The 25,277-nt window shown below is 36.9% G+C and carries 27 protein-coding genes and 2 pseudogenes; 5 read left to right on the plus strand and 24 right to left on the minus strand.

Annotated elements, in window-relative coordinates; all coding sequences use genetic code 11:
* Positions 1-5 precede the first annotated feature (5 nt).
* The 4 genes from EJA10_RS08415 to EJA10_RS08430 all read right to left on the minus strand — a co-directional run bounded on the left by EJA10_RS08415 (position 6) and on the right by EJA10_RS08430 (position 4,992).
* Positions 6-1,325, minus strand: a complete 1,320-nt coding sequence (locus EJA10_RS08415; protein WP_125479568.1) for a GntP family permease — start codon at positions 1,323-1,325, stop codon at positions 6-8.
* A gap of 427 nt (positions 1,326-1,752) precedes the next feature.
* On the minus strand, positions 1,753-3,117 hold the full coding sequence (locus tag EJA10_RS08420) for a sigma-54 interaction domain-containing protein (protein WP_125479569.1): 1,365 nt from the start codon (positions 3,115-3,117) through the stop codon (positions 1,753-1,755).
* Positions 3,118-3,601: 484 nt separating this feature from the next.
* Positions 3,602-4,507, minus strand: a complete 906-nt coding sequence (locus tag EJA10_RS08425) for a zf-HC2 domain-containing protein (protein ID WP_125479570.1) — start codon at positions 4,505-4,507, stop codon at positions 3,602-3,604.
* Complete coding sequence (locus tag EJA10_RS08430; protein WP_211340544.1) at positions 4,504-4,992, minus strand: RNA polymerase sigma factor; 489 nt, start codon at positions 4,990-4,992, stop codon at positions 4,504-4,506. The genes EJA10_RS08425 and EJA10_RS08430 overlap by 4 nt, the downstream gene beginning before the upstream one ends.
* Positions 4,993-5,474: 482 nt before the next feature.
* Between EJA10_RS08430 and EJA10_RS08435 the strand changes: the two genes are divergently transcribed.
* Positions 5,475-6,833: an IS1182 family transposase gene (locus EJA10_RS08435; RefSeq protein ID WP_125479571.1), complete on the plus strand. Its 1,359-nt coding sequence runs from the start codon at positions 5,475-5,477 to the stop codon at positions 6,831-6,833.
* A gap of 314 nt (positions 6,834-7,147) precedes the next feature.
* Here the strand turns inward: EJA10_RS08435 and EJA10_RS08440 are convergent, their stop codons facing one another.
* The 9 genes and pseudogenes from EJA10_RS08440 to EJA10_RS08480 all read right to left on the minus strand — a co-directional run bounded on the left by EJA10_RS08440 (position 7,148) and on the right by EJA10_RS08480 (position 13,447).
* Complete coding sequence (locus tag EJA10_RS08440; RefSeq protein ID WP_125479572.1) at positions 7,148-7,597, minus strand: hypothetical protein; 450 nt, start codon at positions 7,595-7,597, stop codon at positions 7,148-7,150.
* A 111-nt stretch (positions 7,598-7,708) separates the two neighbouring features.
* Positions 7,709-8,266 carry a hypothetical protein gene (locus EJA10_RS08445; protein ID WP_125479573.1) on the minus strand — a complete coding sequence of 186 codons (558 nt, stop codon included), beginning with the start codon at positions 8,264-8,266 and terminating at the stop codon, positions 7,709-7,711.
* Between the two features lie 134 nt (positions 8,267-8,400).
* Positions 8,401-8,799 (minus strand): hypothetical protein, encoded by a 399-nt coding sequence (locus tag EJA10_RS08450; RefSeq protein ID WP_125479574.1) that lies wholly within the window; start codon positions 8,797-8,799, stop codon positions 8,401-8,403.
* 75 nt (positions 8,800-8,874) lie between these two features.
* Positions 8,875-9,222, minus strand: a pseudogene (locus EJA10_RS23770) (short-chain dehydrogenase).
* Positions 9,223-9,272: 50 nt separating this feature from the next.
* Positions 9,273-9,608, minus strand: a complete 336-nt coding sequence (locus tag EJA10_RS08460; RefSeq protein WP_125479575.1) for a DUF7668 domain-containing protein — start codon at positions 9,606-9,608, stop codon at positions 9,273-9,275.
* A gap of 93 nt (positions 9,609-9,701) precedes the next feature.
* A complete protein-coding gene (locus tag EJA10_RS08465; RefSeq protein ID WP_125479576.1) occupies positions 9,702-10,085 on the minus strand; it encodes a hypothetical protein in 384 nt (127 codons plus the stop codon).
* A gap of 504 nt (positions 10,086-10,589) precedes the next feature.
* Positions 10,590-11,885: an IS110 family RNA-guided transposase gene (locus EJA10_RS08470; RefSeq protein WP_125479577.1), complete on the minus strand. Its 1,296-nt coding sequence runs from the start codon at positions 11,883-11,885 to the stop codon at positions 10,590-10,592.
* A gap of 125 nt (positions 11,886-12,010) precedes the next feature.
* Entirely contained in the window at positions 12,011-12,556 is a 546-nt protein-coding gene (locus EJA10_RS08475) for a hypothetical protein (RefSeq protein ID WP_125479578.1), read from the minus strand.
* A gap of 36 nt (positions 12,557-12,592) precedes the next feature.
* Positions 12,593-13,447 carry an alpha/beta fold hydrolase gene (locus EJA10_RS08480; RefSeq protein ID WP_125479579.1) on the minus strand — a complete coding sequence of 285 codons (855 nt, stop codon included), beginning with the start codon at positions 13,445-13,447 and terminating at the stop codon, positions 12,593-12,595.
* A 146-nt stretch (positions 13,448-13,593) separates the two neighbouring features.
* Between EJA10_RS08480 and EJA10_RS08485 the strand changes: the two genes are divergently transcribed.
* Positions 13,594-14,433, plus strand: coding sequence for a tyrosine-type recombinase/integrase (locus EJA10_RS08485; RefSeq protein ID WP_125479580.1), 840 nt, complete (start codon positions 13,594-13,596; stop codon positions 14,431-14,433).
* Positions 14,434-14,548: 115 nt separating this feature from the next.
* On the opposite strand, the gene EJA10_RS08490 is transcribed toward EJA10_RS08485, so the two are convergent.
* The 3 genes from EJA10_RS08490 to EJA10_RS08500 form a co-directional block, all read right to left on the minus strand.
* Positions 14,549-15,643, minus strand: a complete 1,095-nt coding sequence (locus EJA10_RS08490; protein WP_125479581.1) for a hypothetical protein — start codon at positions 15,641-15,643, stop codon at positions 14,549-14,551.
* Between the two features lie 86 nt (positions 15,644-15,729).
* Positions 15,730-16,161, minus strand: a complete 432-nt coding sequence (locus tag EJA10_RS08495) for a hypothetical protein (RefSeq protein ID WP_125479582.1) — start codon at positions 16,159-16,161, stop codon at positions 15,730-15,732.
* A 156-nt stretch (positions 16,162-16,317) separates the two neighbouring features.
* Entirely contained in the window at positions 16,318-16,695 is a 378-nt protein-coding gene (locus EJA10_RS08500; RefSeq protein ID WP_125479583.1) for a hypothetical protein, read from the minus strand.
* Between the two features lie 398 nt (positions 16,696-17,093).
* On the opposite strand from EJA10_RS08500, the gene EJA10_RS08505 reads away from it, so the two are divergent.
* Complete coding sequence (locus EJA10_RS08505; protein WP_125479584.1) at positions 17,094-17,438, plus strand: PadR family transcriptional regulator; 345 nt, start codon at positions 17,094-17,096, stop codon at positions 17,436-17,438.
* Positions 17,429-18,700, plus strand: coding sequence for an FtsW/RodA/SpoVE family cell cycle protein (locus tag EJA10_RS08510; RefSeq protein ID WP_125479585.1), 1,272 nt, complete (start codon positions 17,429-17,431; stop codon positions 18,698-18,700). Before EJA10_RS08505 ends, EJA10_RS08510 begins: the two co-directional genes overlap by 10 nt.
* An 846-nt stretch (positions 18,701-19,546) precedes the next feature.
* Here the strand turns inward: EJA10_RS08510 and EJA10_RS08515 are convergent.
* The 7 genes and pseudogenes from EJA10_RS08515 to EJA10_RS08545 form a co-directional block, all read right to left on the minus strand.
* Positions 19,547-20,092: a hypothetical protein gene (locus tag EJA10_RS08515; protein WP_125479586.1), complete on the minus strand. Its 546-nt coding sequence runs from the start codon at positions 20,090-20,092 to the stop codon at positions 19,547-19,549.
* 99 nt (positions 20,093-20,191) lie between these two features.
* Entirely contained in the window at positions 20,192-20,632 is a 441-nt protein-coding gene (locus EJA10_RS08520; RefSeq protein WP_246017722.1) for an SMI1/KNR4 family protein, read from the minus strand.
* A 109-nt stretch (positions 20,633-20,741) separates the two neighbouring features.
* Positions 20,742-21,128, minus strand: a complete 387-nt coding sequence (locus EJA10_RS08525; RefSeq protein WP_246017723.1) for a hypothetical protein — start codon at positions 21,126-21,128, stop codon at positions 20,742-20,744.
* A gap of 29 nt (positions 21,129-21,157) precedes the next feature.
* Positions 21,158-21,511, minus strand: coding sequence for an immunity protein Imm33 domain-containing protein (locus EJA10_RS08530; RefSeq protein WP_125479588.1), 354 nt, complete (start codon positions 21,509-21,511; stop codon positions 21,158-21,160).
* A 235-nt stretch (positions 21,512-21,746) separates the two neighbouring features.
* Positions 21,747-22,420 (minus strand): annotated as a pseudogene (locus EJA10_RS08535) (hypothetical protein).
* Positions 22,421-22,514: 94 nt separating this feature from the next.
* Positions 22,515-22,931 (minus strand): hypothetical protein, encoded by a 417-nt coding sequence (locus EJA10_RS08540; protein WP_125479589.1) that lies wholly within the window; start codon positions 22,929-22,931, stop codon positions 22,515-22,517.
* A gap of 84 nt (positions 22,932-23,015) precedes the next feature.
* On the minus strand, positions 23,016-23,336 hold the full coding sequence (locus tag EJA10_RS08545; RefSeq protein ID WP_125479590.1) for a DUF6572 domain-containing protein: 321 nt from the start codon (positions 23,334-23,336) through the stop codon (positions 23,016-23,018).
* 452 nt (positions 23,337-23,788) lie between these two features.
* On the opposite strand from EJA10_RS08545, the gene EJA10_RS08550 reads away from it, so the two are divergent.
* Positions 23,789-24,409 carry an NAD(P)-dependent oxidoreductase gene (locus tag EJA10_RS08550; protein WP_125479591.1) on the plus strand — a complete coding sequence of 207 codons (621 nt, stop codon included), beginning with the start codon at positions 23,789-23,791 and terminating at the stop codon, positions 24,407-24,409.
* 237 nt (positions 24,410-24,646) lie between these two features.
* On the opposite strand, the gene EJA10_RS08555 is transcribed toward EJA10_RS08550, so the two are convergent.
* A complete protein-coding gene (locus EJA10_RS08555) occupies positions 24,647-25,141 on the minus strand; it encodes an SMI1/KNR4 family protein (protein ID WP_170169095.1) in 495 nt (164 codons plus the stop codon).
* Positions 25,142-25,277: the final 136 nt, after the last annotated feature.

Consider the following 25,277-nt stretch of genomic DNA (forward strand, 5'->3'; position numbering starts at 1 on the left):
TTTCATTAAATCCCTAAACCAAGTGAGAACAGGATGATTGCAATCGCAACCCCAATCAGCGGAACGATGACCGTCACTGCCGCAACTGGATTATAAGCATCCTGGTGGGATTCGCCGCAGATTGCCCTGACCGTCGTTACGACATAGCCGTTGTGCGGAAGGGAATCAAGTGCACCGGAAGAAATTGCAGCTACACGGTGCAGCGCTTCCGGATTGACGCCCATATCTAGATAGTGCGGTGCGAGCAATGGCAGCGCGATTGCCTGGCCGCCGGATGCGGAACCAGTCATCCCGGCGATGACACTGACTGCGATTGCCGCCCCGATCAACGGGCTTCCCGGAATGCTTGTCATATAGTCAACAGCTGTCTGGAATGCAGGAACTGCTTTGGCTACGCCTCCGAAACCAACGACAGCCGCCGTGTTGCCGATGGCGATCAAAGCGCCAATTGTTCCTTCTGAGACAGCCTCCCAGAAGTTTTTGAAATACTTTCGATTCAGTAAGTACGCGGATACAACTCCACCCAAAAGGGCGATGATCAGCGCGGATTGCTTCAATGAATCATGGAAAAAGTACGAAATCACCAGTACCACAACCAGCGGCAGAAGCCCCATTAGCGGGTGTGGCAGTGCACGTTTTTCCACGCGTGGGTCCTTGTCCCTTGCTACGAATTTCTCCCCTCTCGCAACTGCTTTTGTGATCATCCGCTTCAGCCACCAATATCCGAAGATCATCATGAAGACAGCAACGATCAAGCTGACCTCCCACCCGGCATATGGAGTGGTGTTCAAGAATTCAATCGGAATCCAGTTCTGGATCTCCGGAGATCCTGCAGACGTCATTGTGAAGGTGACTGAACCAAAGGCCAGGGCAGCCGGGATGAAGCGCCTTGGCAGGTCTGCCTGTCTGAACAGGCTCAAGGCCATCGGGTATACGGAGAAGGCAACAACGAACAAACTCACGCCGCCATACGTCAGCACCGCACAGGCAAGAACGATCGCAAAGACGGCATATCTCATTCCAAGTTTTTCTACAATAAATTCCGAGACACTGTCAGCTGCGCCGCTATCTTCCATTACTTTTCCAAAAATTGCCCCAAGCAAGAACATCATGTACCATGAGGTCACAAATCCAGAGAAACCCGACATATAGTTTCCAACAAAATTGGCAGCTCCCTCTTCAGCCAGCTGCGGGAATAATGGCATGCCGCTGAATACAGCGACGAATAATGCAGAAATCGGCCCGACAATCAGAAGGTTCATGCCCCTCATCGTCAAATAAATCAATAACGCCAGACCGCCGATCAATCCAATCATGCTCAGCATTTCTTTTCCCCCTTGTTTTAAATTCTTTCAAGTGCTAAAAAGGTTGGGTCAAGAATACCTAGGATCTGGAAACACCTGGACCTTTGGATTTCGACCCTCACCTTTTGAATAAAACGACTTCCTTCCCTCCTCTGTTTTATTTGGTAACGCTTACAAAAAACTGAATAAAATTGCTGTTATATCTTATTGCAATAATCGTGCCAACTTTTAATACCAGTTTTTATCTGACGTATTCGAAATTTTCTGTCATATGAATCCGGATTTCCGGACGCTAGTAAAATGGTTTGCCTCTAGAATAATAGAAACTTATTTGATGTACCCTGTCCTATCCTTGCTGGTTTTACACTATTTATAAAGTGAAAATATAATCAAATATTGATAGAAAAAAAGAAGTCCGAAATTCCGGACAGGATTCCGGATTTTCGGACTAGAGCATTTGATATTTATTGAGCTTGTCATATAGCGTTGTCCGGCTGACACCAAGCTCCTTTGATACCAGGTTTTTGTCACCATGATTACGCTCAAGGCTTTGCTTTAGTACCCACTTCTCCGTTTCCTCCACAATATCCTTAAGCTTCTTATTCTTGAACCGATACAAAGCATTCTGTGTTTGCAAGTAATCAGGAAGGGACTCATAGGTGATTTGTTCACCCTTCGTCAAATGGACCGCAGCTTCGATGACATTTTCCAGCTCCCGGATATTCCCCGGCCAGCTGTAGGATGTGAGGACATCCAGAACCTGACGCTCAATTCCTCCGATCCGCTTTCCAAGGCGATTGGTGACTTTCTCGATGAAATGATGAATTAAAAGTGTCAGGTCTTCTGCACGTTCCCTTAAAGGGGGCACGCTGAACGGCACGACATTGATCCGGTAAAATAAATCCTCCCTGAAACGCTTCTCTTCAATCATATTTTCAAGAGGCCGGTTTGTAGCCGCAATGATTCGGACATCAACCGATAACGATTTTGTCGAGCCAATCGGCTCGATCTCTCCATCCTGCAGTGCACGCAAAAGCTTGACCTGCATACTAAGCGGCATGTCCCCGATCTCATCAAGGAAAAGTGTACCGCCATTCGCCAGCTGGAACTTCCCCTTTTTCCCGCCTTTTTTCGCTCCTGTAAAGGCACCCTCTTCATACCCGAACAACTCGGATTCAAGCAGGTTTTCCGGAATCGCACCACAGTTCACCTTGATGAACGGTTTCTGGCTGCGGCTGCTCAGCTGGTGGATGCTGTGGGCGAACAATTCTTTCCCTGTTCCGCTCTCCCCTCTGATAAGAACAGAGATGTCACTGTTTGCAACCATTTTCACTTTTTCCTTCAAGCTCATGATCTGCTTTGAGTCTCCTAGAATATCATCGAGCGTATATTTCACGCCGGTATCGATTTTCTGGATGTAAGGCTGCATCCTTGTAAGCAGGCTTTTCACATGGCTGTCCATTTTCATCCATTCCTGTGTATCCCTGAAAAATACCGTTCCAAACGCAGCAATCACTTCGCCATTCTTTATGATTGGCACCCGGTTGGCGATCATATAATTCCCCTTGATGAATTGCAGGTCTGCCAGCTCTTCCTTTCCAGACTGTGCGACGATATGCATCCTCGTATTTTCGATGATCTCAGTCACATGCCTGCCAATCGTCTCCTCACGATTGACTTCAAGAAACTCGCAATAATTATGATTGATGTAAATAATCCGTCCTTCCCTGTCAACCACTACAAGCCATTCGAACGCATTCTCAACGATCGTTTCAATGATATCCGCAGGAATATGTAATAGTTTTGAGTTCATAAACCTCACCTGGTTTTTCTTTTGATTTTATCATATTTTTCTGAAAACAGCATTCAGGCCATCAAGGAATCTTTATTTCTGGATTACAACAGAAAAAGTTTCATGGTTGGGTAATCTTGTAAGTCATCAAATTTCAGTACATGTTAACCGGCAATTGTTCGAACAAAAAATACAAAGGTCACATCAAAAATCGCTTAACTTCATTGTTAAGCGATTTTTGTTTTTGCAATATCGTCATCTTTAACATTAGCACCCGTATGTTGAAGATGGACTCATTAATCAGAAATAATGAGTCCATCTTCTGCAACTTGCCCCTGGACAGTAGAATTTAGGTTTTCAACCAATTCAAAGGATACTTCTTTGGCCATGTTTTAGAAATCTGAATCTATCAGGGACCCCCTCGGTATCAAGTAATATAGAACTAAAATTAAGCAAAGAATCGCTGATTGGTGAGCCTATTATTAAGCAGTGAAAGCAACAACTATTATAAAGTGCTTTTCGGCTTCTTAATTGATAATTTTTTTAATATGTTCCTTCCAGCTAACAACGCAACATATAAAGGAATTGTGACAAGTAATATTACATAAAGGTCTCGTCCAGCAAGGTAAGTGGCAGAGTGAAGATCTTTTATAAGTAAGTGAGCAAACAGGTACGAGATAGGCAATAGAATCATTTTTTCTAGTCTATTTCTTATTTTCTCGTTCTTACGGAATATGACCAATCCAATTCCACAAATAAGTAAAAATCCTATAGCAAACATCACATAGTAGCTTAAAACTAGCCGAGGTAACGTAATGACAGAACCATCCGTTATTGGATCTCCATAAATTAAAATATTTTCACTTCCATCGGTATTGTAATAATAGATTGAAGCGACCGTTTCTCCATTCGGGTTTAAGACAGTATTTTCTAGGTTGTTTTTGCTTATTTTCCGGTGCCAAATCGTTTCCCATGTTGTTATATCATAGACATAACCTGAATTGTCTGCTGCTGGATATTGATTTACATTATATCCAGAGACTTCTTCACTAAAATTCAAAAGTACAGTTCCATCATCCTTTTCAATAATTGAAACCGCATTTTCATTATAAGAGATGTATGCTGGGGTTGTCAGATAAGCGATTGTAACCACTGCAAAAACCAATGTTACCATGACTGAAAGAATAATCGTTTGCAGCTTTTTCTTTCGCAATGTATTTTGTATGTTTCTTAAGGGAGCTATATCGGTATCTACTGGCGGTTCTTCAAAAGTCCTTATTTCTTCAAGTTGTTTTTTACAGTTCTCACAAGAAGCTATATGTTCTTCAACTAGATCTCTAGTATCTTGACTTGCCATATCCTCGACATATAACGGCAGTATATCCCTAATCATATTACAGCTAATTTTCATCGATAATCCTCCGATCGCGCTTTAATTTTTTCTCTAGCACGGTGATAAGTAACACAAGCCCAGTTTTCACTTTTTCCAAACAATTTGCCAATTTGCTTAAATGACAGTTCTCCAAATGCACGGAGAGTAAAGACCTTTTTGTATGGCTCTTTCAAATTCTGGATAACTTCATGTACCTTCATAGACGCTTCTGAAATGGTTATTTCTTGTTCTACATTGTCTCCACTAGCTGATTCTGGAACCGACTCAAGATCCACCAAGCTTTTATTCTTACGCAAATAAGAGTAATAACTGTTTTTGGCAATTTGGCATAACCAAACACGGATATCACTATTCCCTCTGAAACTGTCCAGCGATGTTAATGCCTTCATAAAAGTTTCCGAAGTGATATCTTCAGCGATATGCTTATCGCCAGATAAACTATACACATATAAAAATACATCTTTAAAGTATGTATTATAAATATCCTCAAGCTGTGTCACCATCTCACCTCCTTACATATAAGACGCGATAAACTCAAATATCTTACAATAATATAAGAAAAACCGTACAAAATACTAACGGGTTTACTTGTGAGGTGCAAACAAACAAATATCATATAAAATCTCATAGCTAATCACTGACAAAACACTTGGTAATACACAAGGTAAATCACACAAAAAAGGACCGACTTTTGAAAAGTCGGTCCCAGACTGTAGACAAACTCGATGGAAATCGAGCTTGTCTACAGTTTTTTTGGTTTGTGCTGAAATGGGGCTGTTGATTTCCGTTCCAGGCGCTTCGCTTTCCGCGGGGCCGGCGCTGAGCCTCCTCGCCGCCGTTGGCGACTGCGGGGTCTCACCTGTCCGTCTGATCCCGCAGGAGTCTACGCGCCTTCCACTCCAATCAACAGGATTCTTTAACTTAGTGTGGAACTAGCCATAAGTCTCTTTTAAAATAGATACATATAACGCTTGAGGTGATGAAGATGCTTTCGAAAAACAATCCAATCCAACGAGATCAATTAGAAATGGTTGCTTTAGACCAACTGGTTCCTCAGGACCATTTAGTCCGTAAGATGGAAGCAGCCCTTGATTTTTCTTTCATCTATGAACTGGTAAAGGATGTATATTCCGAAGTAGGTCGCCCAAGTATTGACCCTGTGATTCTAATTAAGCTGAGCTTCATTCAATATACCTTTGGCATCCGTTCCATGCGCCAGACCATTGCCGAAGTAGAAACGAACATGGCCTACCGCTGGTTTTTGGGTTATGGATTCCATGATAAAGTGCCCCATTTCTCCACCTTCGGGAAGAATTACGTACGCCGTTTTAAAGAAACCGATTTGTTTGAACAGATTTTCTATCGAATTCTTAAGACCGCAGCGGATAAGAAACTTATTAGTGCTGAACATGTCTTTATTGATTCAACCCATGTAAAAGCAAGTGCGAATAAGCATAAATTCGAGAAGAAAGTGGTGCGAAAGGAAACACGGGCGTATCAAGAGAAACTCCAGGAAGAGATCAATCAGGATCGGGAAGACCACGGGAAGAAACCTTTTCCTCCTGATAAGTTCGAGAAGGAAGAAACGAAGGAAATCAAGGAAAGCACGACCGATCCTGAGAGTGGATATTACGTCAAGGATGAGCGAACAAAGCAGTTTGCCTACTCTTTCCATGCGGCATCAGATCGTAATGGATTTGTTTTGGGAACCATCGTGACACCTGGGAATACGCATGACAGCCTGGTCCTTGAGCCACTGGTAGAACAAGTGATAGAGAAAGTTGGAAAGCCTAAGGCCGTTGCGGCCGATGCAGCCTATAAAACCCCAGCTATTACGAAGTTTCTGATGGAAAATGAAATGACCCCGGCTTTGCCTTATACCCGACCACGGACGAAGGATGGCTTTTTCCGCAAATATGACTATGTGTATGACGAATTTTTCGACTGTTATTTGTGTCCTGCCGGTGAGGTCCTAGAGTATTCGACCACAACGAAAGAGGGATATCGTGAATATAAATCCCCCAAAAAGATCTGCGCCACCTGCCCGTTTTTAGCGCAATGCACAGAAAGCAAAGACCACCAAAAGGTGGTAACGCGCCATATCTGGCAGGAGTATGTCGAAGAAGCAGATCACTTAAGGCACACACCAGAAGTAAAACAAATCTATGCGAAGCGCAAGGAAACCATTGAGCGTGTATTCGCAGATGCAAAAGAAAAGCATGGCATGCGTTGGACAACCCTGAGGGGACTTAAAAAATTGTCGATGCAGGCGATGCTTACTTTCGCTGCCTTGAACCTGAAGAAGATGGCCAACTGGACATGGAGAAGTCCAGAAATGGCCTAACAATATAGCAAAGAGAGTCTATTTCCTTTGAAAAATCGGATAAAATCCAAAAAGGGGTTCGGAATGAGAGCATTCCGAACCCCTTTTGGCTACAAACTGGGACCGACTTTTGAAAAGTCGGTCCTTTTTACCACCAATTATTTTCTTATTTAACTAAAGCACCCTTATGTTTAAGTACACTTTTTCACAAATTCAGCTTAATTACAGGAATTCTGCACCGTTAGTCAATAAAAAGTTAATCAAAACGGATAATTATCCCTTAAAAAACATCACCATCTATTAATAAGAGAAGGGAATGATTGATCGTGAGTTATTTATATACTTGCAAAACCTAGTGCTTGTTGAATAGATTCTGCCAACTGCCCTGGCTTATAATCTCTAACTACATCAATAGTTCTTTCTTCAAGAACGGTATAGCCACGTTTCTCTTTTTGGTAGGGCTCGACGACATAACCTTTTTCAAAATCCCAATATATTGATATATACTTGAGAGTTTTTGTAGCTTTTGAATATCCTTTGATTCCCATTACTTTTTCAATAACCGATTCTTTTCCCTCATCATCAGCTTCTATCACTCCAAATAAATCGAGAGCCTCATTCACCTTTTGCTCTAATTCTTCATCGGTGTAGGGAACTGCCAATTTGAAAACTTTCTCAACTTGAGACAGTGATCCTTCGTATTTCTTAGAAGGGCTGTTTGGGATAATATATAAATTACTAAAGCTATCAATAAAAATTGAAACAAATCCATAATTGTCTCTCAAAGACCTCACCTATTTTCAAATTAAAAATTATCCTGTTTTCCCTCAACATTCCTGCTCCTTTAGCACAATAAAAAAACGGGATTAATTAAACATAAGCATTCGCTAATGGAATCATATTATTTTATTGATAAAATCTAATTCAAATTTCAACTCACTCTTTCTCATTTCTTTATTCCCGACTATATTTGTAGCTATTGGAAAACGATCCTTGTTTTCTAAATAAAATTTCAACTCTAAAAATGTACTTAATGGAAATTCATTTTCATACCACATTTCTTTATATCCAACTATTCCATACTCTGCGAGAATTAGTTCAACTTCCCTTAAAACTTCATTTAGAAAAACATCATAAGGACATTCTTCGTTTAATACTACCACCCTTTCTTCTTCATCATCTTCAAAGTGAGTAAGATTAATGAGTATTTTTTCGTTACCTATATATTTTAAATTCCATTCTAAAACATTAGGTTCTGCATTCCAGGTATAATGTGAGCCATATTCTTTATAATCACCTTCAGTATCAAATAATGGATGGATTTCTTTTATGGCATTTAAAATACCACCTAATGCATCAGTAAGATATCCGGGACTAAAACTAAATCTTTGAGAATTAATTTCTATATAAAAATCTGCCCATCCAGCACCTTGTAACTTATATTCAAACCTCATATATTAAAACACCCTTTTAGTTATTTTTGAAATAACTCTTATTGAACAATCCTGCTTCGTTTGTTCAATAAGTTTTATAATCCGAAAACTCTACTAAGTTCAAAAATACTTTTTAGAGAGTAATACAAAGAAATTTACTTTATACGTCCATTACCAACTAATTGATAGTCCTCTTGGTTACTGATTTGTTCCAACTGATATACGTATCCAAAATCTTTATCTTCCCTAAATGAAGTAGCAGCAACTGCATACTGTTTTCCTTCTTCAAGAAGGTTGTAAACCATAGCTTCCTCGATAAAAATTTTATATCGTTTTTGGTTCTCTTTCTTTTCATAAGCGTTGTATCCAATTACCCACATTTCAAGATATTCACTTGGTTCAATATGGTGATTTTTTTCTTCTATGACCATACCGGCCATACTAATACTCTCTTTCATATTTGAATCTGTATTATCAAAAAAGGATAAATAGCTAATGAATAGTCCCATTAAAACCGTAGCTATTATAGTCAACTTTTTATTTAATCTCCCCATTTAAAGTCATCTCCCTAAGTGCTTTTTCCACTATCCTGCACCGTTTGTTAAACAAGAAAATAAATACAAAAAGAACTAAATTCCAAAATGTATCATGTATTTCTTTTCTTCCTGGGACTGTATTATCTTTGCAGCCAATTCATTAAGTTCACCTGAATTTGCATACATAGGTGAAGTTATGACCACTTGATAGAATACTGATAAAGATTCTAGTGGTATAAGTGTAATTCCACAATAAGCTAAACCATTCCCTGGACGATCAAGTGAATGGAAGTAGGTTCATACGTTAGATAATTGGTCATATAAGGAATCAATAATCTCATCGTCAACAGAAATACATTTGTATTTTAGTGGTTCATAATAAATTTCGCTTTTTATATTAACAACATTAGCAATTATCCCAAATTCATGAGCAGGCAATATTATCAGCCTCCTTGTTGAGCTAACCTGCTCCTTTAGCTTAATAACCCCAATTACAAAACGTGAAGGTTTTCGATAGTAAAGGATACAATCTTTTGATTTTCATCTAATAAGGCTTCACAGGATAACGTTAAATCGCTACTTTGATTATCAATCCATAGTTCAAATTCTAAGGAATATCCAGAACCATCATTATATTTATAAAAAGCGACGTTTTCATAAGCTGCATCAGGCGGAACCGTTAATGTTCCCCATAGGCTCAACTCTTCTCTAAGGTCATTTATTGTAAGCCCGTTTTGTAACTTTTCTTGGATATTAATAAAATCACCTTTAACCAAATCTAAAATAGTTTCTCGAAGTAACAACTTAATTTTGTATTTTGTCTCCATAAACCCACCACACAGTCTTAATAATTCTGGAAATACCTTCTTAAGCTATCCTGCCCCTTTAGTCCAACAAGAAATTCCTAAAATTGGGCAACTTTACAATGTCTCCGAGACCTTACGCAATATATAATCATCAGGAATGTTTCCTGTATTATAAAATGTTTCGAAAACCTTAATCGCGTCATTTACTGTTAATACTTCATTCCTATGGATCGTTATTGCCCCTCCAGAGTAATTTATAGAAATTTCCTCTTTGTTCGGCTTGTCTGAACCAATTACATTTATATTATTTAAATCCTTAAATTCAATTGTAAGTCTTAATTTTGCCCCCGCACATTGGACAAAATGACCTGATTCATTAGTAAGGATAAAAAAAGACTTGAAACGAGGATTAATTTCCTTCAGGTGTTTTGTGATTAATTCGAGTGTTGGATTTTTAATTTTCTTAGTTTCCCCATCCAATTCAAACTGAAAATTCATCTTTCTAACCTCCATAACCTCATATATATAAAGGTTTCTTCAAGAGCAGTTTAATAAAATCCTTGTTGAACTAAACTCCCTCAATAAAGGAAGTCATAACGCCCAATTTCTCTGGTTTTCTCAGTATTTCACTAGTAGCCATTTCAGGCTTGAATGTCGCCATTATGGTTGGATTTATCTTACGAGGATAAATTTGGACTTCAAAAGCAAAAAGAACTTATAACCGTGCTACCACTAATTTACAATAATTGGTGGCTAAGGTATTTATTTTATGACCGCACTGGTGGATGTCCACATTTCTCATGGAGGTCAACCCTCCCATGCCTCACAGAGTCTTTGCTCTCAAATTCCTTCGTCCAACCTTTCCATGAGGTGGATGTCAGTCATGCTGCCCCACAGGGTCAATGCCCGAAGTTTAGTTGCTTTGCTGACTAATCCGTGCTTCAAATATATATGACGTACTTCAACCTAAAAACTACCTGTTACTCTACAGTTTCTACCAAATTAAGCGGCCAATTTACCTTCAATTCGTTCTCTCATATGAGGGATATCCTTTAACATTCTTTCTTCACTGAACTCAAATTGCTTTTTGCCTATGGCAAAGAAAATACGAATCAATTTATTGCACAAGGCGATTAAGGACTGCATCTTCTTTAAAGGATTATCGGGACGCTGGGTATAGTAGGTATGCAAAGCCTTGAATGCTTGGTTCTTGGCGACCATAATCATACACACCCTGAACAGGAGTGCTCTCAGCTTCTTCCTGCCTCTTTTGGTTATCTTGGTTTGTCCCTTATGCTTACCAGAAGTGTTTTCCTTCAAGCTCAAACCTGCCAGTTTGATGATTTGTCTTGGGTGGGAGTAATCTTGTAGATCTCCCACTTCGGCAAAGAAGCCGGCAACAGTATCTCTTCCTACACCCTTGATCGCCAACATTTGCTGGACACCAGGGATATGTTCAATCAGGTTATCTATCTTTGAATCTAATTCTTCAAATTTCATCTGGATTAAATCATACTTATCTAGCAGTGTAGTCAATTCAAGTTTCGCCATAGCTGCACCCTGGCGAAGCCCGATTGATTCTGTCGCTGCACGTTTCAACTCTTGTATCTTGTTTATTCCCACACTTCGGGTAACTGCTTTCCTTAGATGAATCAATAAATCCTGATCAGAATAGCCAACCAGTTCATGTGGTAAGGCTTCCAGCCTCAAAAATTGCAGGGCTGCTTTCCCTTCCCAGCTTTTAAAAACCGTCAAAAACTCGGGGAAATACCGGTCTATCCAGTTGTGAATCTGCCCCTGCACGGTTTGAAGGTCATCAGTCAGTAGATCACGAATTTTTTTCGCCACCCTGAGTTCTGCATAAACTCCTTGTGGAATCGTAGGTTCGGCGTATCTACCATCCTTGACCAGCTGTGCAATGACTCTGGCATCTTTCACATCGTTTTTTGTCGGTGAATTGTCGTCGAGTTCCTTGCTTTTCTTTACATGTAACGGATTAACAGCTACAAACTTTATCTTATTTTCTTTCAGAACGTGAGCTAGGTTTAACCAATAATGACCGGTTGGCTCCATGCCTACAATCACTTTTTCCATCTCCTGTTCCTTTTTAAGTTGAAGGATCCAGTCGAGGAAAAGTTGAAACCCTTGCTTGGTATTATCAAAAAAGCAAGGTGACCCAAACTCCATACCTCTATAGTCCTGCGCGCGTGCGACATGTTTGAACTTTGCGATATCAACACCTATAATTAGAGTCTGAGAAGTAATTTGAGCAATTTTATCATTTTGGTTATAATTCATTACACGGCCTCCTGGTATATGAGTTTTGTCCTTTTCGCTGGCCAGCTTCAGGACTCTCTCATTCTACCAAGAGGCTATTTTTTTATACAAACTCCATTTTCTTTCATTACAGGAATGCTGCCTCTTTAGTTCAATAACATGATAGCTTCATCGAAAATAGCTTTGTATTTCCTATAAATTTGTCCATATGGATCGGAGAGTTTTCCTTTTGGTGTCTTTGGTAGATTTCCTATGTACTGTAATGATTTTATATGATGTTCTAAGCATAAATTAAGGCCTTTTACCGCTTTGTTATTACAGTTTTCTTTCCTACAATTTTCTTCTGATGCAACAAATGTATTTTCTGTTAAGAATCTGTCCATCAATGCCAAGTACATTAGTATTTCGTCAGGAGCAGTATAATGTTCTACTTCCCACTTCTTTATTTCAATTGAAGGAATTTTAAACAAATATTCTCCATTACCAAAATTCCAAGCATAGCTCCCCTGCCACAGTTGATTGCATTCATTGCATACATACAATTTTTCTTCACCATTAGAGTGTTTAGCAATTAATCTAAATCTTTTCTTTAGCATTTTACTTTCTTTAATACGTTTTGATATATCATTTCTTTGCAAGGTTAAATCTTTAACGCTATCACATCCGCAATTCATTACGAATCCCCATTTCATCTTCATATCCTACTTGAGCTAACCTGCTTCTATAGCTCAATAAGAAACCGTTTCTTTTAAGTAAGTTGAGATGACTTGTCTAAACAACGACTTTTCTTCAAGGAAAGGGTAATGATTGCTTTCATTAAAAGCAACTAGTTGTGATTTTGGTATTAGCTTATTCATTTCTACGGAGAAAGAATGCGGGCATTGCACATCGTACCGGCCACTCAATATTAAAGTATTAGTTGAGATCTTTCCTAACTCACGGGTTACATCAAAAATCATTTCTTCCCTAATAAAGAAGTTCAGTCTTGGAGCAGACATCTTTTTATGTATGCCTAAAGAAAAGTATTCATCATACTTATCCTGGTGAAATAGAGACAGTTTAGTTCTCTCTTTTGAGAAACGCGCCCTTTCACTAGGTGTTAAATCAGAGCGTTTTAAAGTCTCAATAAGTAGCTGCATTCGGTCAAAGTTTGGATGGTCTGGATGATAGATACATTCAGAGAATGAATTGGCATATTTCCTAGCAGCTGCCCCCACAATTATTAGTGAAGTAAGAGACGTGGAAAAATGAATACCGTAGATGACTCCTATCATACCTCCTGTCGAGTGCCCGGCAAAGCTCCATTTGGAATAGCCCAACGCCTCTCGGATTGCTTCAAGGTCGTAAACAGCATCAAACATACTCAACTCATGAGCCTCAGTAGTCTTACTTGAATTTCCAGCTCCTTTTAAATTCACAAGGTAGACCGTATTATTCTCTGTCAAAGAATCTGCAAAGTAATCACCAGTATGATTAAACTCTGAATAATGATGAGTCACGCAAATTGGATTGCCCTCTCCTTTTACAAAGACCTCAAAGTTTCCGCGTGCGGTATTAATTGTTTTCGTTTCCCAGTAGGTCATTTTCTAAATCTCCTTACCTAGCTAGATATCTTTTTATTAATAGTCTTGGAATAAAAACTTTCATTACTATTAAATACCTTGAGTCTTAATTTCTATAAAACAGGCAATAATTCCTTTTAGTATCCAAATAAATGGGAGGAATTTGTTTGTTATTATCATCTGCGTGGAAATCCTATGAAGCTGATAAACGTATAGAAGGCTTTTCACCTTATACTTTAAAAGCATATGGAATCCAAGCAAAGCTACTCATTGGTTATTTTAATGATCAGAATATCGATAGTTTCGACACAGAAGGATTAAAGAATTACCTTGTTACTCAAGGCAAGGACTTAAAACCCTCAAGTTTGGCCCACAGAATTCGGTTTATGAAGTCATTGTTTCGCTGGTGTCACGAGGAAGGCCATTTATCCAGTAATCCAGCAGCAAAGATCAAGGAACCTAAAGCCGGCAAGAGAATCCCAAAGTTTCTATCAGAAAGGGAGATTGAACTTTTACGTGAAGCCTGTATTAGCCCTATGGAAAAGGCACTATTCGAATTGATGTTTTCTACTGGCTGCAGAATTGGGGAAATCGCTGCACTGGATCGCAATTGCATTAATTGGTCTAACCGCTCTGCCATCTTCAGGGGAAAGGGTGACAAGGAACGAGAAGTGTATTTTAATATTCGGGCAGAGTTATGGCTTAAGCGATACATTGATAGCCGCCAGGATAAAGATCCGGCCATTTTTGTAACAGAGAGAAAGCCACACAGGATGAGTATTGCCCAAATGAGGTATTACATTAAGAAAATCTCAGCACGTGCCGGCATAGATAAGGAAATTCATCCTCACCAACTTAGACACAGCTATGCTACCCATTTATTGAATAATGGAGCACCAGTTGAAGTTATCCAAAGCCTTTTGGGCCACGAGAAAAGTGAAACCACTCGAATATATGCCCAACTAAGCGGAAGGCTGAGACAGGAGTTTTACCAGAAATATTTCTAAGAAAGCGAAGAAGCAACGCAAATTATGCGTTGCTTCTATACTCTTGCACCCTATAGTTTAGATATAGCCGCCCTGAGAGGACGACACATATAATCGAATGGTATTAATGCACAGGTTAAAAATTCCGAGAGATTATATAAAGTTCTTTCTCCTCTTTTTGATTATATATTACCACCTGATAAGTATTACTTTTATTTTCACCTATCCCAGAAATAACCAATTTGTCATTTCCTCGTTTAGGAAATTCAATAATTTTATCTGAAATAATATCTTTATAGAATGAGTTTCCTTCGTAGCCTACAAAACATTCCGCAATGATATTATTGTTTATAAGTGCCCATCCATTAAACTCTTCCCCAACAAAGGAAACCAAATTATTCTCAGTATCAATTATTTTTAAATCTAAGATATTGTAAAAAGTGGCTTCCAGTTCTATTAGGTTTTTTTTGGTAATTCCCCCAATAGAATTAATAAAAAGGATAAACAATGTATTATCATTAAAACCAATAAGGGTTGATTCCTCATCAAAACTTAACCTTACACCAACAACATCATTCAATTCCATATCATCAACATTAATAGATCTTTCCTGAATAATATTTCCCTTAAAATCCATTTTTCGGTGTAATAAATTCCCCTTATCCCACGCTATCATTTGGATGTATTCCCGCTGAGTAATCATCTTATTATTTATTGGCTTGTCGATTTTTAAAACTTCACGCTTTTTTAAAGAATTATCCTTAAATTCTAGTTTCATTAATTGGTCTGGCTTATTTCCAAAACTATCATTGGTATAAAATAAAACCATATTGTTAAAAGTCCCCAACCATTCACCAACAAAAGGACGATACTTTTTTACATTTCCTAATTCCTGACGCTTTGATAATGGAAGAATTATTTCTTTTTCCTCTGTATCACCAAGTGTACACCAAACTGAGTTATTCGGAGCAATAAATAACGTTGGCATCATCCCCTCCGTTTCTTTTAAAACTTTTAGGATGTTTCCCGTACTATCTAACTCCAAATACAGATTTAAATATTCCCCATTAAAATAAGTAGTTAAAGAGTAATAAAAAAGATCATTAACGAAAACTATATGGTTATTGTGAGCGATTTTTTCATTAGCTTTTATTTTAATATATACTCCAAAAGGTTCTGTTTCCCTATAAATCGTTAATAAACCAGAAGCATCCTGAAGGTCATTTAACATACTCCATATCCCCTCATTTAATAAAGTGTCTAACTTTATGGGGTCACATCAGCCTGGATCAACGTACCCGTATGATAATCAAGACACTAATTCAGTTTGGTTTTTATGTTATTTTTATAAATATCCACTTTGTTCGCAGCAAATTTTAAAGATTGTGATTTCCCATTGATTGTAAGGCCAATATTAATGAATAAAGGCAAATCAATTTTTTTAATCATATCTTCTAAGGCATAATATTCATCCTGTTTATTGTTATATAAAATAACTGAACTAATTGATACCTCGTCGTCTTCTATATCTAGGTTACACATCATAGGATATTTATCGCCATTATTTGTCATTAATTCTCCTAATACAATTGAACCGTTTAACTCTTCTGTAAAGTTCTTTGTTTCAGATGGTCTTACCCAAGTCTCATCTTGTTCTTCGTTCTCTTCTTCATCTATTGCCCATTCCCATATAGGATTTTCCTTTAAGTCCTCAATGGTTAATTCATCAACTGGTTTGCTCTTACTCATAATCTCATTCCTCCTCACTACAAATTTTTCCATTAAAAATCCAAATTCTTATTAAAGATTACTGCTTCGTTAGCTTCATAAGGAATTCAACACCGGTTAAGTATATATTTATACACAGTGGTAATTGTTCTTTATATTTTTCTTATGAAAATATAACTATATATTTGAAGCAATATATTTTTCGTACCAACCACGACCTGTTTCCCATTCCTTTACAGGATTTTTTTCACCTAAAATTTCAACACAAGCAGCAGCCATTATATATTCTTTTAATCCGTTTTCTTCACCTTTGGCAAACTTTTCAAGAAAGTGGTCAAGTGCTACTTGTTTTTTAGAAACTATGTTATGGAACTCTTGCGGTTGTGCTTTAATATAAGCGTTGGTATGTGATGAAAAACTGTTAACGTTTTTTGAGTTTACAATTGTGTCAAGGTCGCTATCAATATGACGTATTGTTTCCATCTTTCTCTCAGCACTCAAAAAACCGAACGCACTTATTAGTACCAGAACACAAAGTATTAAAAGTTTCTTCATTTAAAATTCCCTCCGCACCACACCGGAATTAAACACTTTTATTGAATCATTCTACATATCTTTAATAAAACCTTCTTGTGCTAACCTGCATCAATAGTTGAATAAGCGATAGCCTTGTTCTGCTATCGCACCTGATTGTTGAATAAGCAATGTTTGCTTCACAAACATAAAAATCATATCTAATAGGAATTCTTATTGTTTGTTATACCTTTCTTTACTGAGACCACATTCGACTATTAAAAGCAACTTATGAAAAGAATGTGCTCTTAATGAATCTTCGTTATATAAAACATGCCGTTTTTCTTTATAGACATATTGACAGGAATTAATTTATATCATAAATTATACATATAATAACTATGCATAGATATACTACGCATTTGGAAGGTGGACTGTTTATGAAGATAAGCAAAGAATTGCTAAAGGGTAGTACCACTACTCTTATTTTGAGTTTGCTTAATTCTAAACCAATGTACGGCTATGAAATTATCAAAGAACTGGAATCGAAGTCTAATGGAATTTTTAGTTTTAAAGAAGGCACGATCTATCCCATCCTTCACAGCCTTGAGGAAAAAGAATTAATTGTATCATACTGGGGCGAAGGGACCGGAAAGAGAAAGAGGAAATATTACAAGATTAATAACCAGGGTAAAGAATTTATTCAAGAAAAAAAAGAAGAATGGTCCGTTTTCAAGAATGCTGTTGACGAAGTTTTAAGTGGGGAGAAAATCGTATGGGATTAGATAATAAGTTTGAAATGTATATTAGAGATTTGTGTAAACGGATAAAAAATAAGGATGTACATGCCCATATAAAACTGGAAATTAACGATCACCTTCATACGCTCAAAGAGGAGGCCATGCGTACAGGACTTTCAGAAGAAGAGGCTATAGATCAAGCATTAGCACGTATGGGAGATGCAGTAGTTTTGGGAAAGCAGCTTAACAAAACACACAAAGCTCCTATGGATGTGAAAACGTTGCTGCCAGTGCTGACAGCTTCTCTATTTGGGCTACTGGTTATGTATTGTTTGCAATTCCATTCGGCTTTTACAGAGCTTCAAGAACTGAAAGTTTTCAATAAAAGTCTTAGCTTCTACTCGTTGGGTGTCGTGCTCATGCTAAGCCTATTTATGTTTGATTACAGAAGATTGATGAAATACTCCAAGCACTTCTATGCGGCAACAATCCTCATACTTTTATTGACCGTTCTCATTGGGGTTAGAGTCGATGATGTGCCATTTTTAAATGTAGGCTTTGCCACTATTAATTTCACCGAAATCACTCCATTCCTTTTGGTCATTGCCTTTGCTGGAATGTTTCATTCCTGGGATTGGAAGGATAATCGAAAGTCTTGGTTTGGAATAGGTTTTATGTCAATACCAATTTTATTAATGGCGACTACAGGAGCCTTCGCAGCTACTATTATTAGCATCATTGTATGTGCTGCAATCATGCATACGTCAAGGTCCAGCCTTAAGCAAACTATAACATTCGCAGTTGTTGCTTCTATATGGCCCATCTGGAATCTGCTGTCTCTTTCTCAGAGATACTTCATGGTAACCTCCTATACAGATCTTAAAATAGGTGAGGCTTATTTTATAGGAAGTGCCCTTCAGGTGACCCCAAATTTCATTTCTGAGGTCCATACAGATTTTATCTTGGCGTACATCATCTACTCGTTTGGGTGGCTAGCCGCAATCACGGCTTTAGCTCTGGTTATATTTTTTATTTGTAGAATATCGATTACCGCCAAAAGTGTGAATCCACCTTATGGAAAATTGCTAATTACAGGATTGGCAGCAGTCTTTTCAGCTCAGTTTATACTAAGCCTACTAACGAATCTCGGTTTATCTCCACTGACTGGTGTACCCGTACCATTCATGAGTTATGGAGGTTCACATTTATTGCTGGAGATGATATCCGCAGGACTGATTCTAAGCGTATATAGAAGACGAAAAACCAAGGAGACAGTTTCCTTGACTCACGGTCCGCAAAGTAATTAGAAGCAACCCATAATGGATTCAATGCTGCAAGAAGCCATTACTAAAAATCTCAGACTATTTGCCAGTCTGAGATTTTTTAATGGACTACTTTATTAGTGATAAAAAAGTGCCAGATCCTTTATACTAAACCGTTCTTACCGGTGCGGTCTTTAATTACCTATTCCACGAACCTGCATCGTTAGCACAATAAGCGACTGCCCTTCTTGAACTTACCCCATTTGTTTAATAACAAGATCCAAAATTAAGATCTTCCAAGTATAACCCTATCTTCAATACCTTTCTCCTAACACTCCATTCTCTCCATTAAATGGATTAAAATAGTAGAGATTAGTATAATTCAGTTCCGAAAAAAATACATATACTTTATTATCTTCATAGTTGAGATTCTGCATATGGGTTACTTTAACATTAAATCTATTGGCCAGAATTAAACTAGCATTATCCACAGTATAATCAGGTTTAGTTATATAAAAATAAAATGGGATAAAGATCAGCAAAAGACTTGAAACTAGTTTAATTATTTCGGTCTTCTTATTAGCATAGTATAAACCTATTATATTAAGCACCAATAAACATACATATAGAGATATTATATTTTCAGTCCCCATAATATCAGCATACTGACGCTGAAAGAAATAACCTATTATTAATTCAAGAATTAATAATAGAATTATCCCTATAGAAAAATATATTTTCGACAACAGCGGCACCTCACATTGAAATTTGTTCCCTTTATTTTATTCCCTTATTGAACATTACTGCCCGTTTGTTCAATAAGGAATTCAACAAAAAAGGCGGTTAATCCTTCTGGATCAACGCACCCGTCTCTTTAAAGTTACTCATTTGTTAATTCAGAGAATCCTTATAAGCTGGATACTTTGGGAAATACATACCTCCACCTGCTAGGATTTCTTTTGTTTCAACATCATAAATTGCATATCTACCTCTAAATTCTTTTTCTGTGTCTTTAAAGGAGTAGAAGAAAAAAACTTGCCTATTGGGGCTGACTGTCTGGTGGTATTTTAAATCTATATCAGGATAGGAATGAAGAACATTTCCATCCCAAATCATATAATTGAATCGTTTCACCTCATAAAAAAATACCTTTTTCCTAAAATTAATTGATGCATCAGGAATTTCTTTAAAGAGACCAGCATCCAAATCTTTTTGCCTTTGCTTATGCCTTTTGTAAAACTCCTGATGTACTGGATACCTTCTATCTCTTAGAGCTTGGTAAAATTCATCTACAGTTTCACCAATAAATATTTTCGTATTCGCAGGAAACAGGTAGTCATCTTTATTTGGATAAGAAGCTCGTGAATAGACAGGATTTCCTAATAACATAAAAATACTACATACCAAATACAAGCTAATTAACATTGGATTTTTCATTTAGGTTACTCCTTTTTGAAAAGTAATGTGCCCTAAATGTTCTGTAACTAACCTCCCTTTTGTTTAATAAGGTTAATCATAAGATAAACAAAGCTCTTCTTAAAGTTCGTTTGAAATAATTTTATTTACAAATTCCACAAATGTTCTTTCTTCCCTTGGTATAATCGATAAATCTTCATGCCATATATCTACAATTGCCCAATTGTTAGTTCGGAAAAATCCCGTGGCATCTCCAGAGAAGTTGTCTCCAAATAAAAATATGTTTTTTATTTCAGAGTTAATGTCTGTATCGAAAATTTCCTCTGCTGGAATTAACCCCTCATAAAACATGAAATAACCCTCAGAAATTGAACCGAATCCTACTTCCCTTAAGAAATCTATATAATCAATTGGGATTTCACCTATTAATAATTCTTTTTCAAAGCTATCTGCTGGCAGCTTACTAAAGTTATAATTCGTTGGTTTCTGATTAATTTTTTCTATAATATTTTTGTATCTAGTCATTATTACAAGCCCTCCAACAGGAATTTGTTCTTTCACTAAATACTTCGTTTGTTCAATAAGATGTTCAACAAAAAAGGTGGATAATCCTTCCTGGATTAATCCACCCATTTGTTTAAGTACATTTTTTTAATAATTACTTAATTGATTATCCTTCAACAATTGCTAGGTATTTCAAAATTTCTCCTTCTAATTCAACGATTAAAATATCTCCTCTTTCCTTGGCTGAGAAAATCTTTGTCCCAACTGGAAGTTTATTCGCTGTTTCATCTTTGAAATCAGTATTAGTATCTTTTCTTGTTTTTATTTCACCGATTTGAACGTCTTTTGTTAGAGACAATTCTTCAACCCAATCGATATTAGTTTTGTAGATTACTCCATCATATTGAAAAATATCAGCATTAGGGTCCAATGTTAAAACTTCTTCAGCATCAATACTATCAATTGATACTCCCGTTGTTTCGCCTCCATTAGAGCATCCATTAATCGTATATAATGCTAATGCAATCAAGACATAAAAAAACTTTTGAACCAACGTATTACCCCCCATTTTGCAGATTTAAATCAAAAATCATCGAGAATCTCTTTATCAAACCAAACATCTTCATAATCATCAGCAATTAAAAATCGCCAGCCAGGTGCCAAGCCCAAATATTTTTTTATATTTGGTACCCATTCCTCAATATGTTCAATGTGAAGAGGAACAAAAAAATCTGGGTCTTCGGAAAATTCTTTTCCTCCCCATATAAACCAGCCAGAAGTTCCTTCCTCTGGATATAGACGAAGGCCATTAATAGGCAACATACCCTCTTTTACGTTCTTAGAAATGCCTAGTTTCAATCTGTCTTCTGCGGCGAAAAATTCAGCTCCATATTTTCTACAAATCACTTTTTGTTCTTTTTCAGTATTTGTTAGCATAAAGTTCTCCCATTTTTATTGAATGCCTCGCTTAAAATTCCACAAAAATTTCCCACTTCTTTCACTAACCTGCATTTAATGTTCAATAAGAATTCTACAAAAAAGGCGCTTAATCCTTCCTGGAACTCGCTTCCTTTTGGTTAAGTACAAAATTTCACAGACTCACATTGAATTAAAAAAAGACTGTTTAGACAGCCTTAAATGTTAAATCCGATTAGTTATGCAATGTTTTTTATTATGTTCCTTGTGTTTGAGTTTTTATAACTAAACAGTCCTGGCAAAAATGGAAGAAAATATTCATTTCACCTAATTGGAAATCGACAACCCAAATAAGTTTACGTTCTCCAAGGTCTTGAGTTATTGTGGCAATGTACTTCATCGATTGGTTACAAATTGGACATTCTAATTCTTCGGGGGCTTCATCATACAAAGGGGCACCCAACAATCTACATAAATATTCAGAACCAAATAAATCAAAAGCCAAATGATAGTTTTCTTCATTAGTTGGACGATCTTCGACTTTCATTTCAATAAGTTTTACATTTGTTCTTGGAAGTGGTATTGATAGCCTATCATCTTCATCTTGAACCCAATCTTCTGTATTATCTTGACTTAATATTTGAAGGGAATTTCCTCCATTCCTTAACTGAAAGCATTGAGGTTCCCACACCATCGAACAGTTCAAGCAGGAAACTAACGGCAGAACTTTTAGTCCTTCAGCTTTTATTTCGAACAGTCTTTCATCTTTCAAGTAATAGCAAAATATTTGATGCATTTTCTCCCCACATAATGGACAATCAGGCAACTTACAATCTTGACCACCAAAATAGTGGTTATATATATCATTTGCTTCTTCTACCCTGTACCCTTTACATCTTTCTAGTGTTCCCCATAAGGATTTTTTGTCATATTAAATCCTCTCCAAAGTAGATAAAGCATTATTAAATTCTATTTTCCATTTATTGTTTTCTACTTATGCTAACCTTTATCACTAGTGGAAAAACTAATCCCACCACACAGAGTAAACCTTATAACCATCCCTTAACTCAGGTGCTAGGGGAGGGATTCCAAAAATATAACCTTCATCATCTACTTCAGACGGCTCTAATACATTCACCCAGCATTCTACGGTATCTTGCTCTGCACTTGTTAAAATGTAAAGTCTCTCCGAAAAAGCCCAATAATTCTCATCATCTTCAATTTCCATTATCTCTACAAGAACATCTTGTACATTTTCCTGTCCTCTAATTTTCCATAAGATATTATTAAATGTGTCTATTCCTGGATGTTCTAAGAGATTACATCCTATAGATCCTTCATCTGTATTCCCAGTAAAGAAATCTTCAAGACTAACGATTGGAGCTGTTTTCGCATCTGGATAACCCTGTGCAAATATTTTTTCCGCTAACTGTTTTCTCATTTTCCACCTCCGAAAATCCTCTTCACTTATTTTATTTTTTCAAACTATACTCCCCGTTTATTGAAAACAAAAGTGAATTAAAGTTTAACCAACTCTATGACTTAATGTAATTCCTTCAGTTGTCATAAGTTCTTCAACATTGCCCAAAAAAATTTTACACTTCTCCGGGAAATCGTATTTAAAATAGATATTAATTTCAACATTCTTACCCTTGGCATCTGGATAAGAAGAGTATATTTCACCACTTAGAATGAAATTTAAATATGAATTTAGTTTTTCTTGCAACATAATAAGATGCTGTTTTTCGTTTTCCCAACCTTCACTGTCAATTAAGGCTAACGTAACACAGTTTTGTTCTCTATGAACTCCAATTGCATCAATACTGTTAGAATCCTCTAAGCCCATTTTTCCAACTCTCCTTAACAACCTTTATCGTTTTCTACAATAAGATGAATAAAAAAGCGGGACATCCCTTCTACCCGTTTATTTAACATTTATCAAAGCTACTGGCTAATTAGTTTCCTTACATTCCTTTTCTCATAAGTTATTGTAGATTACTTTTACCTTCCACACTATCTCTTAACTTAAGAAGGCAGCAGCATACAAATATTCTTGTTTTTGAAGTTATTCTATATCTTCCTTCTGTTTCTTTAATTCTTGTACCATTAAAGGATGCATTAAAATTCCTCTTTCAAATCCTGGGTCGGAATAATCCAAATCCACGTATTCCTGAATATGTAAATCAATTGTATCACGGCAAAAGGAGGCAATATTACAAATAAATACGTTCGTTAAACAAGACAGTAAAATAACTTTTATAGTAAAGTATTAATATTTACCAAAGGAGCCTTATTCCTATGAATATATTAGTTTTAGGTGCAACTGGACGAGTTGGAAGTCAAATAGTTACTTACGCCCTTCATGACAGACATCATGTTACCGTATTAGTTCGAAGCCCAAAGAAGATTCAAATAAATAATGATAATCTAAGCATTATTCAAGGGAATGTTTTAAATAAAGATGATATAGTGCGTTCAATGTATGGGATTGATGTTGTCATTAGTGCCCTAAATACCGATGGCACAACTACTTTATCAGAAAGTATGCCACTTATTATCCAAGCCATGGAAAATGCAGGTATAAAGCGAATAATAACGATCGGAACTGCGGGGATTCTGCAAAGTAAAACCGCACCAAATCTGCTGCGTTATCAATCAAGTGAATCAAAGCAGAAGTCCACCCGTGCAGCGAAAGAACATCATAAAGCATACGATATACTCAAGCAATCAACCCTCGAATGGACGATTGTTTGTCCTACGTACTTGCCGGATGGAGAAAAGGCAGGCAGTTATCGGATAGGCCGAAATTTTTTGCCAGATGGCGGAGCGAAAATAACCGTATCCGATACAGCAGAATTTACTTATAAACAGATACAAGCAAGCGATTATATAAAATCCCGTGTAGGTATCGCCTACTAATAATCTTATATTACTTTTATATTGAATTAACCTAATCCAGCAACAATGCCTACTCTTACACTAAAGTGCCCTTTTCTGGAATATCTAAAAGATGAACTATGTTCTAAAAACCAGGAATTAAAGGTAAAGGAGATGTTGCAAAATTAATATTTCCTTTTTTTACTAAACTCCTGCTAAAAAAAAGAATCAAAGTGCGATAGATTATCGCACCTATTATTGTGGAAGAAAAGGCAATTGTTATGTTACCTTTGCATTGTTAAATAACTCAGATAGAGAATTAGCGATTATTCTCTTTGCTGATAAAATTTCATCGGGATGATCACTAACATCGTGATATATCTGATAAACTGGTGGATTTTCACCTTCATCTATAGAGATATAAATCTGATCTCCCGTTCCTAAAGCATCATGTCCAATGCATAAATAGCCCTTAGCTATTAAAGAAATACCTGGATATGCCTCAGTAGCTTCAGAGATTATCCCTTTAACATTTAGGAATTCCATATCTAAGTAATCTTCGTCATCTTTTGAATCTGAGTATTTTGTTGCAATTTCTAAACCACAAATAGGGGTACTAATATAAAATTGAATAAGCCATTCGGGGAGTTTATTTTTAAATACTTTATTTAAATCATTAAGTTGATTAAATGAACATCTTTCTCCCATTTTACCTTCAGTTTCAGCACGTTCGAGTAATTTCTGTACGGAATTTTCAACTTCTGGATTCACCATATCACTCCATTTGGAACAATACATCATCTATTTTTAGTTTTATTTTTACCAGTTCTTCTTCGACCTGCTCCGTTTGTTCAATAAGAACATCTACATAAAAAGGCGGGGAAAAAAGCCGCCAATTTCATTATTTTCA

Origin of the sequence: Mesobacillus subterraneus (assembly GCF_003937825.1) — a bacterium.
GTDB classification, from domain to species: Bacteria; Bacillota; Bacilli; order Bacillales; family Cytobacillaceae; genus Mesobacillus; species Mesobacillus subterraneus.

Excerpts from the sequence above, each read along its gene's own strand:
- EJA10_RS08415 (WP_125479568.1), bottom strand. The coding sequence starts at position 1,325 with ATGCTGAGCATGATTGGATTGATCGGCGGTCTGGCGTTATTGATTTAT.
- EJA10_RS08420 (WP_125479569.1), bottom strand. The coding sequence starts at position 3,117 with ATGAACTCAAAACTATTACATATTCCTGCGGATATCATTGAAACGATC.
- EJA10_RS08425 (WP_125479570.1), bottom strand. The coding sequence starts at position 4,507 with ATGAAAATTAGCTGTAATATGATTAGGGATATACTGCCGTTATATGTC.
- EJA10_RS08430 (WP_211340544.1), bottom strand. The coding sequence starts at position 4,992 with ATGGTGACACAGCTTGAGGATATTTATAATACATACTTTAAAGATGTA.
- EJA10_RS08435 (WP_125479571.1), top strand. The coding sequence starts at position 5,475 with ATGCTTTCGAAAAACAATCCAATCCAACGAGATCAATTAGAAATGGTT.
- EJA10_RS08445 (WP_125479573.1), bottom strand. The coding sequence starts at position 8,266 with ATGAGGTTTGAATATAAGTTACAAGGTGCTGGATGGGCAGATTTTTAT.
- EJA10_RS08450 (WP_125479574.1), bottom strand. The coding sequence starts at position 8,799 with ATGGGGAGATTAAATAAAAAGTTGACTATAATAGCTACGGTTTTAATG.
- EJA10_RS08460 (WP_125479575.1), bottom strand. The coding sequence starts at position 9,608 with ATGGAGACAAAATACAAAATTAAGTTGTTACTTCGAGAAACTATTTTA.
- EJA10_RS08465 (WP_125479576.1), bottom strand. The coding sequence starts at position 10,085 with ATGAATTTTCAGTTTGAATTGGATGGGGAAACTAAGAAAATTAAAAAT.
- EJA10_RS08470 (WP_125479577.1), bottom strand. The coding sequence starts at position 11,885 with ATGAATTATAACCAAAATGATAAAATTGCTCAAATTACTTCTCAGACT.
- EJA10_RS08475 (WP_125479578.1), bottom strand. The coding sequence starts at position 12,556 with ATGAAATGGGGATTCGTAATGAATTGCGGATGTGATAGCGTTAAAGAT.
- EJA10_RS08480 (WP_125479579.1), bottom strand. The coding sequence starts at position 13,447 with ATGACCTACTGGGAAACGAAAACAATTAATACCGCACGCGGAAACTTT.
- EJA10_RS08490 (WP_125479581.1), bottom strand. The coding sequence starts at position 15,643 with ATGTTAAATGACCTTCAGGATGCTTCTGGTTTATTAACGATTTATAGG.
- EJA10_RS08495 (WP_125479582.1), bottom strand. The coding sequence starts at position 16,161 with ATGAGTAAGAGCAAACCAGTTGATGAATTAACCATTGAGGACTTAAAG.
- EJA10_RS08500 (WP_125479583.1), bottom strand. The coding sequence starts at position 16,695 with ATGAAGAAACTTTTAATACTTTGTGTTCTGGTACTAATAAGTGCGTTC.
- EJA10_RS08505 (WP_125479584.1), top strand. The coding sequence starts at position 17,094 with ATGAAGATAAGCAAAGAATTGCTAAAGGGTAGTACCACTACTCTTATT.
- EJA10_RS08510 (WP_125479585.1), top strand. The coding sequence starts at position 17,429 with ATGGGATTAGATAATAAGTTTGAAATGTATATTAGAGATTTGTGTAAA.
- EJA10_RS08515 (WP_125479586.1), bottom strand. The coding sequence starts at position 20,092 with ATGAAAAATCCAATGTTAATTAGCTTGTATTTGGTATGTAGTATTTTT.
- EJA10_RS08530 (WP_125479588.1), bottom strand. The coding sequence starts at position 21,511 with ATGCTAACAAATACTGAAAAAGAACAAAAAGTGATTTGTAGAAAATAT.
- EJA10_RS08540 (WP_125479589.1), bottom strand. The coding sequence starts at position 22,931 with ATGAGAAAACAGTTAGCGGAAAAAATATTTGCACAGGGTTATCCAGAT.
- EJA10_RS08545 (WP_125479590.1), bottom strand. The coding sequence starts at position 23,336 with ATGGGCTTAGAGGATTCTAACAGTATTGATGCAATTGGAGTTCATAGA.
- EJA10_RS08550 (WP_125479591.1), top strand. The coding sequence starts at position 23,789 with ATGAATATATTAGTTTTAGGTGCAACTGGACGAGTTGGAAGTCAAATA.
- EJA10_RS08555 (WP_170169095.1), bottom strand. The coding sequence starts at position 25,141 with ATGGTGAATCCAGAAGTTGAAAATTCCGTACAGAAATTACTCGAACGT.